We start from the raw sequence: 14702 nt of genomic DNA on the forward strand, positions 1-14702 counted from the left end.
ATAGCAAATAGCTAAACGAAACAATTTTGGAGAATAAAAATGGCTTCAGTAAATAAGGTGATTTTAGTTGGCAACGTAGGCAAAGACCCGGATGTTCGTTTCATGCCTAATGGTGAGGCGGTCGCAAACTTCAGTATAGCCACCACTGAAAACTGGAAAGACAAGTCTGGTGTTAAGCAGGAAAAGACCGAATGGCACAACATTGTCATTTACCGCAAGCTGGCTGAGATTGCGGGTGAATACCTGAGAAAAGGCCGTCCGGTGTACATTGAAGGCCGTTTGCAAACCCGTAAGTGGGAAAAAGATGGTGTGACGCGTTACACGACTGAAATTATTGCTGATCAGATGCAGATGTTGGGTGACGGTAACGGCGGCGGCCAGCAATCCGGTGATGATTATGATGGTGGTCAGCAGCATCAACACCAAAATCAAAATCAAAATCAAGGGTCGAGAACTAATAACAATCAGAACCAGCAACATGCGGGTGGTAACAACCAATACTCATCTTTTGGTAACGACAATAGAAATCCTGGCGGACCGCTAGATCCCCTAGATGACATTCCATTCGCCAAAGCACCTAGTAGTTACGCGTTAAGCTAGAATTGGCGCGGGTTACAAGCCGACTCTATTAAATTTTAAAGTATAATTCTACTAAGTAAATAACCCGCTTTTAATTGCACATAAAAGATGGATTTAAAGAAAATATTCTCAATCACAAAGCCTTGCGGAAATTGCCCTTTCCGCAATGACAGCAAAGCTATTCAGCTCGCGCCTGGTCGTGTTGAGGGGATAGTGAACGGGCTTGAAGCTGATGATAACCAAATCTTCCACTGTCACAAATCAGTACACTCTAAAGATGGGGGGGAATTTAACGATGACACTGGATTGTATGAGTCCAGCGGCAACGAAAAAGTGTGTCGTGGGGCATTGGTATACATGATGAAGAGAAAGCGGTTGCCAGTTCTTGCACGCATAGCGCTGGCATTTGGTGTGCTTAAAATTGAAGATTTGGAAGCACAGTTTTGCAAAGTGATTGATAAACCTTCCTAATTAGGCTGGCAGGCTTTGTGCTATATCAGACTGATAAAACATTTGGAGATTATTTTGAAAGCAATTCCCGGTATTTCTTCTACACTTAACCTGCTATTAGCATTCTCAAAAAAATCTAACGCAGATTTTTCTTTACCTTCAGTACAGAAGGCATTGGCGGCCATGTATACGATTGGCATGCCCTACCCTGAAGTTGTCCATCTGGTATCTGCATGCTGGATGGAGGCAGTCGAAAATCCAAACTTCAAACTGGGTAACAAGGATGCGCAGCTTAGAGACATGATTCTTGCCCCGGTACGTGGGAATTTCGCAGTGAATACAGGGTCAGGCGAGCCTCACGATCAATACAGCGTGCGCCAGTTCTATGAAAGCATGCTGAAGAAAATGCTGACTGACTTAAGTTTGTCAAACATCGAATGGGTTAATGACCGGGAGGGGTGCATTGGTTAGAGTTATTGGAGTATTGTTGTTTTGGGCAAGTGTTTTCGGTGCCCTCAACTCATATTATCCCCAGGTTGTAGGCACTAAAGATACGGCTTTAGGTAAGCATATTCGTATGGGATTTATTTGCGAGTCGGCAGCTAACATTGACTGCTATCTCGATAGAGAAACCATTGCGAAGGTGCAAAGCATTGATGAAAACATCGAAGGCCAGGCAGTAGCGGTTGTAAAGTACAAGATCCCATTGATAAGTCCCCACGACTATGAGTATGTGGACACAAGTGACCTTAAAGGCAGGCGATTGCAGTACACAGACGTGTACATAAAGTTTAAGTTGGAAAAAGGCCGTGTTGGTTGGACAGTGCTTAATGATGTGATGACCACTGATCACAAAGCATTCATAAGCGCTTATTCAAAGGGCCAGATTGAGTCTTACCAGTCTAGTGCAGGTTTTGATTTGCTACTGCATAGGGTAAACGTCATTTTGATGCAATATTTCGATGTCGATGGCGATTCAAATAGCACATGGATTCTTTGGCTGATAGTATTCGGAATCACGGCGTTTTACTATTCACTCGCTTTCAAGGGTAAAAAGGTTGACACTGAGATTCTAACTTTCAGTCTTTTACTTGCTTTCCTGAGTTTCGCGCCGATTGGTATTGATCGAGTGATGTTCTTCTGATTTAGGGATTTGTATGTGGAAGAGATATTCCTTAAGGCTGTTTGGTGTAATGTTGGTGATACTAGCCTTAAGTTTATTTTATAGAGTCTATGATTCAGGTATTAACGGACAAGGTATGAGTATATCAGTCAGTCTCTACGGGGTTGAATTCAGTGCGATCTACGCGCTGATACTCATTTCAACAGTTCTTTATTTTGGGATCATTGCTACGGTTAACCCAGAATTTAAGATTGACGCTACCAGCAGGGTTAGGAAGTAACTTGCAAGTTGCTTATGCGATGATTGGCTCCGGGCCAGATTTCGCAGAAATAAGGTGCCCGGCAGCCGATGTCGAATTGTTACCCAATGTGAAATGGGGAATGTTTGAGGCCACTTATACACCTGCAAACTGGCTATACCTGGTAGAAGCTAGAAAGCATGCTGGAAAACCAATCAATAACAAAATCGGAAGTACATTACTTGAAGAGGTTTGCGCTTGTTTGTTGGGTGGCTATGGCATACCCGCCTATGTCGGTTTGGCAGCGTTTAAGGCGTTAAAAGACGTTGGTGCATTCAATGGTACTCACTGGGATGAAGAATTGATTGTAGAGTGGCTATCACAACCGATGCTAATCGATGGGAGGCCAGTTAAGTACAGGTTTGCTAAACAAAAGGCGAAATACATTGCAGGTGCAATTGAATACCTCACAACTAACCAAATGCCTATGGATAGCGGCAAGAGCCTGAGAGATGGTTTGATGAACATGCGGGGCTGTGGGCCAAAAACGGCAGGTTGGGCCGCCCGAAATTTTCTCGACGCTGATGATATCGCTATCCTGGACATTCATATTTTGCGCGCTGGCAAAATTGGAGGCTTCCTAGATCCAACCCTGACGGTGCAGAAAGACTACCTGAAGCTTGAAGAACAGTTTATTGCCTTCAGTAACGCACTGGGCACTAGAACATCTGAACTGGATGCAGAGATTTGGTATCAATTCAGCCAGTACGCCAGACAGACTCACCAGATTTTAAGGGAAATTACCCCATAACTTTGCAGTCACAAAACAATTTTGTTGAGTAGCATTCAAGCGGCTTTAGGGCTGCTTTTTTATTAGCTATCGGCGGCCTTACCTCCCCTATTTTGTATAATGTAATCAATAACTAAGGGGTAAAAGGTAAAAAGAATGTTTAAAGAAAACTATGATGTAAATGAAGCTACTTTCGCCAACTTTCTGCTGGAAATATTCGGTTTGATTATTGGTATCCTGGGTGAAATCATGAGTAGCATATTTGGTGGCATCGATACAGATTTAATTGATCATGAAGAAGAGCAGTCCGTATTCGGTTCCATGTTTGACGGCATCATGGATGCATTCGACACACCGAGCTTCAGCAACAATTACTCATTCACCAACATTAACCACCACGGCGGCGAGATGATTGGTGGCATGATTGATGACAGTCTAATTCACTAAGGAGGAAGTATTAGTTCACAGATTTTCTGGCAAGAAGAGAAACCATTAACAGATGGTTCTACAGTCCAAGATAGTGATAAGTGCAGTGAATGAGCAACATGCTGATGAAATTGGCCGCCAGCTACTGAAGGCAGGATTTAATGCGTAAAAAAAGGGGCTTATCGCCCCTTTTGATTTAAGTGTGATTAGCTCTTGGCCGTAGGCTGTTCAACGTAGTGGTTGCCATCGTAGAACGTATTTTTCAGGTTCTGGGTAAACAGCACGACATTGCCTGCTTCAGTGATTTTTGCAAAGAAGGCATTGTATTTCTCATCCTGTAGCAACTCATTTAAAACAAACGTGGACTTGTTTGTTTGTGGGTTGCGCATCTGGAAGTCAATAGTGAGCTGGTATGGAAGCTCATTCTCATAAGCATAGTCATATTGCAACTCAGTGTTTTTGAATGCAGGCTTAACCAATGGCAGCATCTTGATACCGGCATAAAGGATATGCTCTGAATCAAGCTTAATCTCAACGATTGAGTAAATCTTACGGTCCTTGATGTTTTTAGCAGACAACTCTGCGATTTGCTTATCAATGAAACCCAGGTTGAAATTTGTCTCAACACCGAATGACTCTTTAGACGCGGCAACAACCTGATTTGTCAGCTGCACCAGCGCATCACGCGCAGCCTGGAAGCCGTTTTCATGCTCTTCCTTGACATAGACCTTACCAAACAGAGAATTTTTGGTCTTAGCTTCTGCATATACCGGCTCTTTACTCTTTCCAAAGATAGAAAGCAGATCCAGCCCGACAGTAATTTTATTGGCGAGTGAAGCACCGTTAATGGATACAGGGTTATTGCCAAGTGCGCTAGATACAGCGGCACCAGCAAGCACGTTAGTGCTATCGTAGTTGATAGGTTTGTTTTTCATTAGCAGGAAACGGTCGCCGCGTGCATCAGGATCGATACCCAAAGCTACGTTTGAAACTGAATGCATTTTTTCCTGGTCGAACTGACCAGCGACTGAAATACCTGAAAATACGATAGTTGCAAGTAATACTGCGGTCGTTAATTTGTTTTTCATTTTTGATGGCTCCCAAAAAAATATGAGATGGATATTTATGTTGGTATATCTTAACCAGCAAAAGCAATTGTTAAATAATGCTTACATAAATTATTTTTCAGAAAATTGGGGTTGTTGCAAAAATATCAAATATCGATGTAAGTGACAGGCAAAAAAAAAGCACCGACTGATTAGGAGTTATCGGGGCTTTTCAAAAAACTTCAACTTGGGAGTGATTGAAGTTTTTAAGGGTGTGGCGTAATATTAAATCCAAATTTCTGTAACTGGTAGCATTATTTTAAATATTTTTTGACACTTAAAAATGATTATTTGTGCCCACGGGTCAAGACAATATCACTCTGACATATCTTGCGAAAAGATAGGGAGTCACTTTGTCGTCGCTACCAGTGGACTGATAAAAACTACAGTAAGAGGCACTGACGGCATTTCCCGTGATGTCGAGCTTCTACTGACTCCAAGCACCTACAATTGTAATGATGAGGCGGAAGTGATCGCCAGAATCAGCAGTCTGCGCCGTGAGGGTTATGTGGCTCCAGACTGGATAGACGATTGCATCGAGCTATCCAGGCACGTCAATAAAGCTATCAACTAGCTAGTATCTGTTCGCCACCATTTTATCTACCAGGAAAGCCGGCAGGAATCTGATCGCAAACTCAGCTGCAATCGTATTCACTGTCGCGCGGTAGTATTTCTTCGGCTTATCAGCATTAAACGCATGCAGCACTTTTTTCGCTACTACTGACGCGGGGACGGTCGAGTCTGCAAACGGCGCATCCAGTCGCTTGACCATTTCTTTGTATTGTTTCTGATATAGCGAATTGGTAATCGTGACGTTTTTGCGGAAGGCCTGAAGCGCGTTCCGTTTGAAGTTAGTGGAAATTGGACCCGGCCTAATCACTGACACTTCAATACCGAGGTGTGCAAGCTCAACTCTAAGGGTTGATGCGTATGCTTCCAGTGCGAACTTTGAAGCGTTGTAAGCGCCGCGCAATGGCATATGCGTAATTCCCAGTACGGATGAATTAAAAACGATCCTACCCTCGCCTTTTGCAATCATCATCTTGGCCGCACGCCGGGCAATGGCATGTTGAGAGATGAGATTTACGTCGAGCTGCTGATGGAAGACTTGTTCGCTTAAGTCTAATAAAGCGGCTGGCTGGCCGTAGGCTGCATTAAGGAAAACACCATAAAGCTTGCCACCAGTTATTTCTTCTACCTGTTCCATCAATGTTTCAATTTGCGATTGGCTTGCTATATCGCATAATAGCGGCCTCGAAAATCTGGCTAATGAAACCTTGTCGGCCTCTTCTCTCACAGTGCAGATGACTTGAAAGCCAGCTTCGCTTAAAAGCTTGGCGGTTTGAAAGCCTATGCCGGTTGAAGCCCCTGTAACTAAGATGAATTTAGACATGGATTTTAAGAACCTCGAAATTGTTAGAATGCATTTATGAATGAACCAATGACCGATGATTTATTTGCACTGGTGCCTGAGACAGTTGATGAGCAAGGCGTATGCCAGTGCGCACCAACCGACGAAGACCGTAACAAAATCTTTGGGGTGGAACGAAAATTGCAGTTAGGTGAATCACTGAATGCCAGTGCAGGCCAACTTGCTTTAACTCAAGCTGCTGAACTAGGCGATGTTGCCAGGTATGTAGATACGTGGCGGGAGTTAAACAATCTTAGAAGGTGATTTATGAAAAAGACTTGGTTCGACCATACCCATACACAAGGCTGTAGTCTAATTAAGGTATCCAACATGAACTACGAGGCCTCAATGAGTGGGGTAAAGAAGCGGGTTTTACTTAAGCTTGATCGTGACATGTTTGGCGAATCAAGAATGGTGATGTGGACCATTATCAAAAATACGCAAAATGTCATGTGGCTTATCGTGACTGAGCAGATTGAGAATATGGCAAAGCATCTTCCAAAAGATTGGAATGAAGACTACTCGAACTGTTGCATTATGGCCTTCTGTGAAAAGAATGCGGATGTTGAGCGTGCAATGACACACATCCCTGACGGCAAGCAAAAGTTATTTGGCCTGTATATCGAGAACATGAGCGAGCAAATCAACCTGTCAAGCGTCGATATCGCATCAAAACTTAGCGTAGTGATTGTAGGGAATGAGTACAAGGCCGACAGCAAGCCTAATCACCCAGACTGGGTAGAAAAAATCAGCGCTGACTGTCTGGACAAAATCCCAATGTTCTATGAAGGCTGCGGCAAGTACAGCATCCACAAAGTTATCGATAACGGCGTAACCGTACCGCCTGTCACGACACAGATACGAGAAAAAGTCAGTGAAATGATGGTCTGGACACGCGACAAGTGGCACGACACTTTACCTAGTGAAAGAATCAAAGTTAGAAAATTACTGGTCAGTGGCAGCATTCTGGCCGTGATGAGTGATGTGCCAGACTTTTCTGGGGTTATACAAGGCACCGTGCGGCAAGAGCTACCAGCGGCAATGATGTAGCTTAAGCTAGTGGTTTATGGGAAATGCACGGGTATACCCTACCCTATATTGTTCCAATTTCTTTTAGCTTCCTGCATAGTTCGTTAGGTTAAATACTGATGATGATTCATGCGAAAGAATAGATCCAGATCGATAATTAGTGGCCCGGTATATCCGGGCTTTTTCGTTCTTGGACGTGCCCAGGCATTCGGCGTAAATAGTTATCTGATTTTCTATAATTGGTTCAAATAGGAGATTAAGTAATGAATAATATTTCGATAATGTTCTCGCACTGCATCAATCACAGAAGCAATATTTCTGAAGAGTTAAAGGGCATCGTTGGTTACAAATACTTTGAGCATGCCGTGGACTTAAGCAAAAATGAACTGGCTTCAGCGCAGCTTTTACTAGCACAGGTAGAGCTTATTGCGGTGCGTAAGCATGAGACTCATATTACGGAAAGTGGAAAGCGCTTTTGGAGTGTTGACTTCATGGGCGTGATTACATATGCAGGAATGTTTGAGGTTGATGCAAAACACCCAATCAATGAAGAGATTATGAAGGCGATTGAGGCTAACTATGTTTCTGATTTTAGGGCGATGAGCTTATATTTGCGGTCGGATAGATTTTATAAATTCAGAATGAGTTTGTATGAGCGTGCTTATGAAAACGTAAGCGCGTTTGAACGGACACTCAATGGTAAATCAAAGCAGGAAGTGAAAGAGCTGTCTGATGCTAATGCAATTAAACGGGTGGAAAGAATTAAGTCTCGAATTCGCAAGTTGTGTTCTAGGACAAATGCATTAAAACAAGCTTTGGGTGCGCTTGAGATTGAAACCTTAATGCTCACAAGGCTGATTCAAGAGGGTTTTTTCAACCTTGAGAGCTTCAGTAGTACAGCGGCGGCCTAGTTCTTTACCGTTCTAATGCTGGCTATGACTGTTTTGGCCTGCGGTGCTACGCTAAAATCAATGGTTGATTGGTAACTCAAAACGATGACATCAGTAGCATTAAAAGTGCTGAATGTGATGGTGTAATACAGGTTTTTGAGCTGGTATTTGACGATATATTGTGTGCCCGTGGTATTCACTTCGCGGACAACGTTAAACGCTTCAGGCGGGTGAGTTTCAGGGTATTCAGATTCAATTAATGCGCGGATAGGCAGAGATTTCTTGTTCGCATTTTTAAAAACGTCGATTCGTAGAGTGTCTTGGTTTCGCTCGTTTATCAAAATGACGGGCTTCAAATCATCCTTTATACCTTCATGCTCCAAGATCACAAACGGATCTGAATACTCGAATGAATAGCCTAGTGGGATATTCTGATAGCGCATGGTGGCTGCATCTTCTTTATCCTGGGCAAGAATAGATGTTGGATTTAATAAGGCAACTGCAAGTAAAAATATCAATGTTCTTTTCATCATGGGTTCCTGTTAAAAGACTTGTAGCCCTATTACGCAATTTCTAGGCCAGAACCAATCAGGGCTTAATTCCATTCGGCGGAAACGACCCTGCTATTTTGTACAATTCATATATCAAATTGAATATGTACGAGGGCTTGAAAATGGCAAATTCCAAAGCGGTAACTGACAACAATACTGAAGTATTTAAAAATAACAAACGCGTTATTTGGTTGCGTGCATCAAGCTTGAAAGAGCTGTTCGATTGCCCATACCGTTGGGAAGCAAACAATACAAATTCTGGCATCCCTGCTATTCCAACTTCAATTAAAGGCCATACAGGTACAGCTGTACACAAAGCCACTGAAATATACGATAAAAATTACTTGGGTCGATATGCGCCTGCTACACCAAACGACGAGCTATTGCAGCGTGCGCTCGCATCTTTCAAGGTTGCATTTGACAATCCTAAATTTGCAATCAAAGACGCAACAGCTAAAGAAATCGGAGACATGCGGAATATCGGCACTAAGCTGGTAGCCAGATATATCAATGAGATTGCTCCGACAGTTAGCTATTCAAATATCGAGCTTAAGTGCAAACCTATGGAGATTGATGTAGGGGGTGTCATCCTCTCATTAACAGGCACGATTGACCGCCTGTATATCCCTGATGCCAATCCGATGAGCCGTGGTGTATTGGACGTGAAAACTGGTGTACAGGCTGTAAACGCACAAAACATCGTTGAAGTTGTAGCGCATAAGCCGCAACTGGGTATCTATGAAATCATGGGCGAGAATACCATCAACAAGAAAGGCAACATCGTCATTCCAGTCAATGCACCGGCAAGAGTTGTAGGCATGCAGACGAACGGTAAGGCGCGTGTGGCTATTGGTGAAACGATGAGTTCACGCGACATCTTGATTGGCACTCAGCATGAAGCCGGTATGTTGCAGAACGCTGGACGCATTCTTGAACATAAGATTTTCCACGGCAACCCGTCTTCAATGATGTGCAACCCTGATTATTGCAGACGCTATAAAACATGCAGATATCGCGGCGCAGATGCATTGGAAATCGCAGAAGAGGCAGAACACTTGGCTACGCTGGCGGAAAACAAGCGTAATGCCATGATGACCACTAAAGCTGTGGAAGACATCTATAAAAACTTAGACCTGTCTTCCCTGATTGTCAGCGATGAGCCGGTAGATGTGAAGGTGAAAGCATCTACAAAAATCGACCTATCTTCCCTGTTAGTACACGGGTAACAATTGTCCGGCAGAATAAATGCCGGATATTTTTTGATTTGAGAATGGATATTGCTATATGGACACAATGAAAGAAGTATTCCCTGACAGGGCAATTTTCACTTATGCAGCGATGCAGAAGTTAATTCAGGCTGAATTTGAGGCCAATAAAGTGCGGCACTTGGGCTTTGGTATCACAATTGACGAAACAGAAGCGATGACCAATGTTAAGTTAAATTGCGATAGCATTAACCCTTTTGACCAGTTGGCTTTTTCTCAAAAGATTGGGAGAATCAATGAGATGTACCCAGAGCGAGGTATGGCGCTGGTGACTAGGATATCGGAAGATAAAATTTCGCTCTGTTTTTATATCTATGTTAGCGAAAAGTCATTTAAAGCAATGGCAGATATTAACCGGGCTTTTGATAGTACCGTGAGCATTGAGTTTAGCGAGCTGGCATTGCATGTGGCTGGTGAATTCCTTGACCCGGTGGATGTATCTGGGTTGGAAATATTTGATGTTACCTTTAGTGGTGAAGATACCACTGGAAAGACAATAAATTAATGGTACCGCGCGTTTTTAACAAGCATCTCGATAACTACCCTGCTGGATGTGTTTACGTGGGCAGACGATCAAAGTGGCAGAGTCCATTTGTGCTTGGCAGGGACGGGACCAGTGAAGAGGTGCGTGAAAAATATAAGGCGCATGTGAAAGAAAACCAGCAATTAAGTGAATCGCTTATAAAAGAACTTAAGGGTAAGAACCTCTTATGTTCAGCTGATTCCTGGCACGGTGAAATTTTGTTGGAAGTAGCGAATAGCTAGAAAGCGGGTTATGGGGTTTACTGAAGTTCAAGTGGAGAAAGTTTCTGACAGGTTGGTGTCGGTCAGTTTTACGCTAAATCAAATAATTATTGAAAAGCATAGCGAAGGCAAACAAGTATGCCATAGCTTCAATATTACTAACCTGGATGAAAGTGAGAAAGAACAAGGGTCGAGTATCAGCTTTGAAATGGATGTTGCGGTTTTGGATACTTCAGACGCGATTAATTTAATGGGCAGTGTTGGTATTGCGGTTAGCTACAAAAACCATGCGTTTTTTATCTTTGAAGAGAAAGATATAGTGAATGTATTTGTTACGCTGGATAAAGCAACATACCGGTACGTTGTGAAATTCACAAAAACAGATGATGGCTATCGTGTTGTCCAAGAAAATATCCGCAGGATCAATGGGAGTGGGATGATTTCAATTTATAGCTTACCTGACATTGCCATTCAATTTTCAGTTCCAGATCAGCAACGTTGGGTTTCAGAAGAGATTGAAGCCGGTGACATTGCTGGCCGGGCAGTGCTATTTGCTGGTGAATTAAATGGGACGGTACATTAAGCATGGTTAATCATTTACAAGCGTCAGACTTGCTATCAATGCAAGCATTTTTCAAAGCTTTTATTGAGTTATGCAAGCAGTCATACGATCAGACTTACAGCCCAGATGATGCGATTGAATCGGTGTTAGATGCTTCTAAAAATAGTAAACCTTTCACCAATTTAATGATTTGCTTGAAACGTGAGGCGTATCTTGGTTTCTCTTACCCTCATGAAGCGATCACATCGTTACTGGTTGATGAGTGCCCAGGTGAAGTATCCGAGTTCTCCAGGAAGCAGATCGTTGAGAGCAATTGGGAGTTTTTAGGGATTACACCCGCAACCAGTTAGAAGTCTGTAGCTAAAACAAAATTAATGCCGAACTTTGATTCGGCATTTTTTACGGCCTAATTTTGTACTATGAACATGACTTCCGGTTTTTGAAATTAATTTGAGGATTAGGCATGAACGAACAATACAGGGCTTGGATGGAAGAGTTGACCATGAAGCTTATGGAAATTAAGAAAATTGGCCGTGGTGAGGCTGAGACCTTTATACATAACAATCGAGCATTCATCCCCCCTTTCTGGAATGCCAATAAGAGCGTCGAAGAGACCGCTGAACGGATCAACTTTATTGCCTGGGAAGATGACCTTATCGCATGCATTGAAGGCTCTGGAGAGTCGCGCGGGGATGCGCAGGGGCTTGTAGATGCTCATGCTGATTTCGTTAAGGAAAGCTGGCATGCGGGTAAGAGCGCGGTCGTGACTGCAAACTTGTTAGTACAAGTGGCTGATTGACAATAGTAAAGATTGCGTTACAAAAGTTAGAAATTAATAAAGTGGCATCTAAATTGCTATTTAGGCTTGTCGTGAAGTCCACTTAATTAAAGTCTAATAAAAGAAAACGAAGAGGTGAAGGGATGTTAGTTCAGCGAGCAGATAGGTTGGATGAGGTGGAAGAGAAAAAATCAGAGGTTTGGTTTACTGCGTTCAACGGGCTTATTGTTAGCTTGATTATATTGGTTCACTTTGCGCTTTTCATGTTCTGGGGTCCTTATAAGATCCACTTCCCATATACGCATTTACTGGTGATCGTGGCAATTATTTTAAATGTTGGATTCATGCTGTTTGCGTGGCATAGAAGCAAGAAATTGCGTGAATTAGGCTTATAGCTGACATCGATTAGTTTTTAGTGACCGGGTTAATTGCCCGGTTTCGCTTTTTTAGGACCTGGCATGGATAAAGAGATTTTCTTGGATACATTAACGGCAAACTTGTTTAGCGGCCATATCACACACCCTAAATTAAGGCGTGCTGCATTTGAAAACATGAAGGTTGGGCTGGCACCCAAAGCTGAGTATCTTGGCGACCAGCCTGATGACAATCCGGTTGATCAGAATAATCCAGAGTAGATTTAAATAGGATTCAGAAAGGGAATGCGTATGGTTGATGTTGGACTGAAGGTGGGCAATAAACTTGAAATCATAGAAACAGGTGAAATTGTGCGAGTGAACGCGATTGGAGACATGATTAAATTCAGCAATTCTGACGTTTCTGGCGAGGTGAAAGCATTGCGCTGGCAAGAGCATTTCGAGCGTTACCTATCGGCAAAAAAGGCCACCTAAAAAGGTATTCTTTGGGTATCAACTAACAAAGGAATTTGTGATGCAAGCCAAATTTATTACCGTTAAATCTATGTTGGAAAAGTTGCTGGTCGATGGCGCGGTGATACGCATTGGTAAGCAATACGCTGAAACCTCAACACAATTCGAGGAAGGCCAGCTCATTACGCTGAAATCAATTCCCTTTGAATTAGATGATGGTTTTGGTGCTGTGCAAAATTCACCCGCAGTTTGGAACGAAACAACTAAAGAGTGGGATTCTATCTACCATATATGGGATAACGACCTTTCCTTATGGGCGGATAACTCAATTCTCGATACCACTACCGAACGTTCAAAAGGTCCATTTGTAGTTGATACCAATACACCTGAACTGCCATACCGCGTATACAGCGAGTCAAGCCAAGGCAATATCGGGTTTTTCCTAAGTGAAAGTGACGCAGAGCTATACGCAATGTCTGCCAACCGTGTTGACTGGGACAAGAACACTTTTCAAGTGGCAGTTCAAGAATGGGTAATTAAAGCATTCGGGCAGCTTCACAACAACGACAAGGCAAGTCGGATACACCGGGCGGTTGAAGAATTATTGGAGCTGGCACAGTCGCTGAATTGTACGAAGGAAGAGGTGCTGCAATTAGTTGATTATGTATTTTCACGCCCAGTTGGTGAGCCTAAACAAGAATTGGGTGGAGTCATGCTTACAGCAGCTGCACTAGCTAACGCATTTGGTATGGATATGTATGAGTGCGCACTTACAGAATTAGCACGGGTGAATGTGCCAGAGATTATCGAAAAAATCCGTAGAAAAGAAGCATCAAAGCCAAAATTCAGCGCCCTACCCGGTTCGGCAGAAATTATTGCTTGATTTGCTAACATCGAATTATTAGGTGGCTGGTAGCCATCTCAAACTTAAATTTGAAAGAAAAAATTATGACCGATAAAAAATCAATTGCTTCTGATGGCACTCATGTCATGAAGCCGTACTTTGCTTTGATTAAGGAAGTTTTGGAAGATGGGCACCAGATCGTAAACGAAAGAACTGGTGAGGTTTGCTATTTCATTCCAAATACATTGCTGAGCTTTGATCTTCGCGAAGGAACCCCATGGAATACTCGCAAGAAGGTTGGTCATAAGAACGTTCGCGGCGAGTGCCTGGGTATTTTAAATGGCGTTACTGATGCAGCTGAATTTGAAAAATGGGGAACCAATGTTTGGTACCAGAACGCCAACGAAACTGAAAAATGGCTGCAATCACCATGGCGTAAAGGCGAGAACGACAATGGCCTGATTTATCAGTACAAAGAAAAAGATGATCGCTGCATTGTTAATGACGAAGCTGAGCGTGACTTCTATATCGAGCAGGGCTATACGGTTGAATTGGAGGGAAAAGACGGTCGCTTCTGTATGCACCGTACAATTTACCAGCTGGATGATTTGATCAAACTGCTTCTGACTAATAAATCAGACAGGCGCATGCTGATTACAGCATGGGACCCTACACAACTGGATAAATGCTCACTTCCCGCGTGCCATTTTTCGTATGGGTTCAAATATATCCCTGGTGGATTCCTTGATATTACCTGTTTTATGAGGTCGTGGGACGTCGCCAAGGCTTTTAATATTCAATTAGCGACGATTCTGCTGAACATCGTTTGCCGCTTTGTAAATCTAACTCCCAGGATGGTAAACGTCTTCAGTCTGGACACGCATTTATATTCGCGGAACCTAGATATGGTTAATACGATGCTAGAGCGTGATGACTTGCCACCGCCTAAATTGATGCTTTCAGACAACATCAAGGAAGTGACTCTTGAAAATTACAAGGGCGCATTTCAGCGCATCATGCCTGACGATATTTGGCTTGAAGACCATCAAAGCCATCCGGCAATCAAGAGTGAGATGGTTGCTTAATTTC

The 14702-nt window shown here is 43.0% G+C and carries 23 protein-coding genes; 20 read left to right on the forward strand and 3 right to left on the reverse strand.

The genetic code is table 11. The annotated features are described in order from the left end of the window. Positions 1-39: 39 nt before the first annotated feature. From ssb to ACTS9Y_RS00115, 6 genes are all read left to right on the forward strand, one after another. Positions 40-600, forward strand: a complete 561-nt coding sequence (gene ssb, locus ACTS9Y_RS00090; RefSeq protein ID WP_442583981.1) for a single-stranded DNA-binding protein — start codon at positions 40-42, stop codon at positions 598-600. An 87-nt stretch (positions 601-687) separates the two neighbouring features. Beyond that, positions 688-1050, forward strand: a complete 363-nt coding sequence (locus tag ACTS9Y_RS00095; protein ID WP_442583982.1) for a hypothetical protein — start codon at positions 688-690, stop codon at positions 1048-1050. Between the two features lie 54 nt (positions 1051-1104). After that, entirely contained in the window at positions 1105-1500 is a 396-nt protein-coding gene (locus ACTS9Y_RS00100) for a hypothetical protein (protein ID WP_442583983.1), read from the forward strand. Beyond that, entirely contained in the window at positions 1493-2173 is a 681-nt protein-coding gene (locus ACTS9Y_RS00105) for a hypothetical protein (protein ID WP_442583984.1), read from the forward strand. Before ACTS9Y_RS00100 ends, ACTS9Y_RS00105 begins: the two co-directional genes overlap by 8 nt. A 260-nt stretch (positions 2174-2433) precedes the next feature. Next, a complete protein-coding gene (locus tag ACTS9Y_RS00110; RefSeq protein ID WP_442583985.1) occupies positions 2434-3201 on the forward strand; it encodes an 8-oxoguanine DNA glycosylase in 768 nt (255 codons plus the stop codon). A gap of 135 nt (positions 3202-3336) precedes the next feature. Further along, positions 3337-3627 carry a hypothetical protein gene (locus tag ACTS9Y_RS00115; RefSeq protein WP_442583986.1) on the forward strand — a complete coding sequence of 97 codons (291 nt, stop codon included), beginning with the start codon at positions 3337-3339 and terminating at the stop codon, positions 3625-3627. Between the two features lie 185 nt (positions 3628-3812). Here the strand turns inward: ACTS9Y_RS00115 and ACTS9Y_RS00120 are convergent, their stop codons facing one another. Together ACTS9Y_RS00120 and ACTS9Y_RS00125 are read right to left on the reverse strand one after the other, a co-directional pair. Next, positions 3813-4694: a hypothetical protein gene (locus ACTS9Y_RS00120; RefSeq protein WP_442583987.1), complete on the reverse strand. Its 882-nt coding sequence runs from the start codon at positions 4692-4694 to the stop codon at positions 3813-3815. A 592-nt stretch (positions 4695-5286) separates the two neighbouring features. Continuing rightward, positions 5287-6105: an SDR family NAD(P)-dependent oxidoreductase gene (locus tag ACTS9Y_RS00125; RefSeq protein WP_442583988.1), complete on the reverse strand. Its 819-nt coding sequence runs from the start codon at positions 6103-6105 to the stop codon at positions 5287-5289. A gap of 36 nt (positions 6106-6141) precedes the next feature. Here ACTS9Y_RS00125 and ACTS9Y_RS00130 point away from each other — a divergent pair, with 36 nt between their 5' ends. The 3 genes from ACTS9Y_RS00130 to ACTS9Y_RS00140 all read left to right on the forward strand — a co-directional run bounded on the left by ACTS9Y_RS00130 (position 6142) and on the right by ACTS9Y_RS00140 (position 8063). Next, the gene (locus tag ACTS9Y_RS00130) at positions 6142-6387 is read left to right on the forward strand and encodes a hypothetical protein (RefSeq protein WP_442583989.1); all 246 of its coding nucleotides are present in this window, start codon (positions 6142-6144) and stop codon (positions 6385-6387) included. 66 nt (positions 6388-6453) lie between these two features. Further along, positions 6454-7173 (forward strand): DUF5131 family protein, encoded by a 720-nt coding sequence (locus tag ACTS9Y_RS00135; RefSeq protein WP_442583990.1) that lies wholly within the window; start codon positions 6454-6456, stop codon positions 7171-7173. A gap of 242 nt (positions 7174-7415) precedes the next feature. Further along, entirely contained in the window at positions 7416-8063 is a 648-nt protein-coding gene (locus ACTS9Y_RS00140) for a hypothetical protein (RefSeq protein WP_442583991.1), read from the forward strand. Here the strand turns inward: ACTS9Y_RS00140 and ACTS9Y_RS00145 are convergent. After that, entirely contained in the window at positions 8060-8572 is a 513-nt protein-coding gene (locus ACTS9Y_RS00145; protein ID WP_442583992.1) for a hypothetical protein, read from the reverse strand. The genes ACTS9Y_RS00140 and ACTS9Y_RS00145 overlap by 4 nt on opposite strands. Positions 8573-8715: 143 nt before the next feature. Between ACTS9Y_RS00145 and ACTS9Y_RS00150 the strand changes: the two genes are divergently transcribed. The 11 genes from ACTS9Y_RS00150 (at position 8716) to thyA (ending at position 14698) form a co-directional block, all read left to right on the forward strand. Further along, positions 8716-9819 carry a PD-(D/E)XK nuclease family protein gene (locus ACTS9Y_RS00150; protein ID WP_442583993.1) on the forward strand — a complete coding sequence of 368 codons (1104 nt, stop codon included), beginning with the start codon at positions 8716-8718 and terminating at the stop codon, positions 9817-9819. Between the two features lie 58 nt (positions 9820-9877). Beyond that, positions 9878-10363 carry a hypothetical protein gene (locus ACTS9Y_RS00155; RefSeq protein WP_442583994.1) on the forward strand — a complete coding sequence of 162 codons (486 nt, stop codon included), beginning with the start codon at positions 9878-9880 and terminating at the stop codon, positions 10361-10363. Further along, a complete protein-coding gene (locus ACTS9Y_RS00160; protein ID WP_442583995.1) occupies positions 10363-10623 on the forward strand; it encodes a DUF4326 domain-containing protein in 261 nt (86 codons plus the stop codon). The genes ACTS9Y_RS00155 and ACTS9Y_RS00160 overlap by 1 nt, the downstream gene beginning before the upstream one ends. A gap of 10 nt (positions 10624-10633) precedes the next feature. After that, complete coding sequence (locus ACTS9Y_RS00165) at positions 10634-11185, forward strand: hypothetical protein (protein WP_442583996.1); 552 nt, start codon at positions 10634-10636, stop codon at positions 11183-11185. A 2-nt stretch (positions 11186-11187) separates the two neighbouring features. Beyond that, positions 11188-11514, forward strand: coding sequence for a hypothetical protein (locus tag ACTS9Y_RS00170; RefSeq protein WP_442583997.1), 327 nt, complete (start codon positions 11188-11190; stop codon positions 11512-11514). Positions 11515-11627: 113 nt separating this feature from the next. Further along, positions 11628-11963, forward strand: a complete 336-nt coding sequence (locus ACTS9Y_RS00175) for a hypothetical protein (RefSeq protein WP_442583998.1) — start codon at positions 11628-11630, stop codon at positions 11961-11963. Positions 11964-12085: 122 nt separating this feature from the next. Then, positions 12086-12337, forward strand: coding sequence for a hypothetical protein (locus tag ACTS9Y_RS00180; protein WP_442583999.1), 252 nt, complete (start codon positions 12086-12088; stop codon positions 12335-12337). A gap of 63 nt (positions 12338-12400) precedes the next feature. After that, a complete protein-coding gene (locus ACTS9Y_RS00185; RefSeq protein WP_442584000.1) occupies positions 12401-12577 on the forward strand; it encodes a hypothetical protein in 177 nt (58 codons plus the stop codon). Positions 12578-12601: 24 nt separating this feature from the next. Continuing rightward, positions 12602-12790, forward strand: a complete 189-nt coding sequence (locus ACTS9Y_RS00190; RefSeq protein WP_442584001.1) for a hypothetical protein — start codon at positions 12602-12604, stop codon at positions 12788-12790. 40 nt (positions 12791-12830) lie between these two features. Further along, positions 12831-13652, forward strand: a complete 822-nt coding sequence (locus tag ACTS9Y_RS00195; protein ID WP_442584002.1) for a hypothetical protein — start codon at positions 12831-12833, stop codon at positions 13650-13652. Positions 13653-13717: 65 nt separating this feature from the next. After that, positions 13718-14698 (forward strand): thymidylate synthase, encoded by a 981-nt coding sequence (thyA, locus tag ACTS9Y_RS00200; protein WP_442584003.1) that lies wholly within the window; start codon positions 13718-13720, stop codon positions 14696-14698. Positions 14699-14702 lie beyond the last annotated feature (4 nt).

Origin of the sequence: Methylophilus sp. (genome assembly GCF_052173275.1) — a bacterium.
Lineage (GTDB): Bacteria > Pseudomonadota > Gammaproteobacteria > Burkholderiales > Methylophilaceae > Methylophilus.

Bases quoted from the DNA above. Each gene is read 5' to 3' on its own strand.
- ssb (WP_442583981.1), top strand. From the start codon at position 40: ATGGCTTCAGTAAATAAGGTGATTTTAGTTGGCAACGTAGGCAAAGAC.
- ACTS9Y_RS00095 (WP_442583982.1), top strand. From the start codon at position 688: ATGGATTTAAAGAAAATATTCTCAATCACAAAGCCTTGCGGAAATTGC.
- ACTS9Y_RS00115 (WP_442583986.1), top strand. From the start codon at position 3,337: ATGTTTAAAGAAAACTATGATGTAAATGAAGCTACTTTCGCCAACTTT.
- ACTS9Y_RS00120 (WP_442583987.1), bottom strand. From the start codon at position 4,694: ATGAAAAACAAATTAACGACCGCAGTATTACTTGCAACTATCGTATTT.
- ACTS9Y_RS00125 (WP_442583988.1), bottom strand. From the start codon at position 6,105: ATGTCTAAATTCATCTTAGTTACAGGGGCTTCAACCGGCATAGGCTTT.
- ACTS9Y_RS00130 (WP_442583989.1), top strand. From the start codon at position 6,142: ATGAATGAACCAATGACCGATGATTTATTTGCACTGGTGCCTGAGACA.
- ACTS9Y_RS00135 (WP_442583990.1), top strand. From the start codon at position 6,454: ATGAACTACGAGGCCTCAATGAGTGGGGTAAAGAAGCGGGTTTTACTT.
- ACTS9Y_RS00140 (WP_442583991.1), top strand. From the start codon at position 7,416: ATGAATAATATTTCGATAATGTTCTCGCACTGCATCAATCACAGAAGC.
- ACTS9Y_RS00145 (WP_442583992.1), bottom strand. From the start codon at position 8,572: ATGAAAAGAACATTGATATTTTTACTTGCAGTTGCCTTATTAAATCCA.
- ACTS9Y_RS00150 (WP_442583993.1), top strand. From the start codon at position 8,716: ATGGCAAATTCCAAAGCGGTAACTGACAACAATACTGAAGTATTTAAA.
- ACTS9Y_RS00155 (WP_442583994.1), top strand. From the start codon at position 9,878: ATGGACACAATGAAAGAAGTATTCCCTGACAGGGCAATTTTCACTTAT.
- ACTS9Y_RS00160 (WP_442583995.1), top strand. From the start codon at position 10,363: ATGGTACCGCGCGTTTTTAACAAGCATCTCGATAACTACCCTGCTGGA.
- ACTS9Y_RS00165 (WP_442583996.1), top strand. From the start codon at position 10,634: ATGGGGTTTACTGAAGTTCAAGTGGAGAAAGTTTCTGACAGGTTGGTG.
- ACTS9Y_RS00170 (WP_442583997.1), top strand. From the start codon at position 11,188: ATGGTTAATCATTTACAAGCGTCAGACTTGCTATCAATGCAAGCATTT.
- ACTS9Y_RS00175 (WP_442583998.1), top strand. From the start codon at position 11,628: ATGAACGAACAATACAGGGCTTGGATGGAAGAGTTGACCATGAAGCTT.
- ACTS9Y_RS00180 (WP_442583999.1), top strand. From the start codon at position 12,086: ATGTTAGTTCAGCGAGCAGATAGGTTGGATGAGGTGGAAGAGAAAAAA.
- ACTS9Y_RS00185 (WP_442584000.1), top strand. From the start codon at position 12,401: ATGGATAAAGAGATTTTCTTGGATACATTAACGGCAAACTTGTTTAGC.
- ACTS9Y_RS00190 (WP_442584001.1), top strand. From the start codon at position 12,602: ATGCGTATGGTTGATGTTGGACTGAAGGTGGGCAATAAACTTGAAATC.
- ACTS9Y_RS00195 (WP_442584002.1), top strand. From the start codon at position 12,831: ATGCAAGCCAAATTTATTACCGTTAAATCTATGTTGGAAAAGTTGCTG.
- thyA (WP_442584003.1), top strand. From the start codon at position 13,718: ATGACCGATAAAAAATCAATTGCTTCTGATGGCACTCATGTCATGAAG.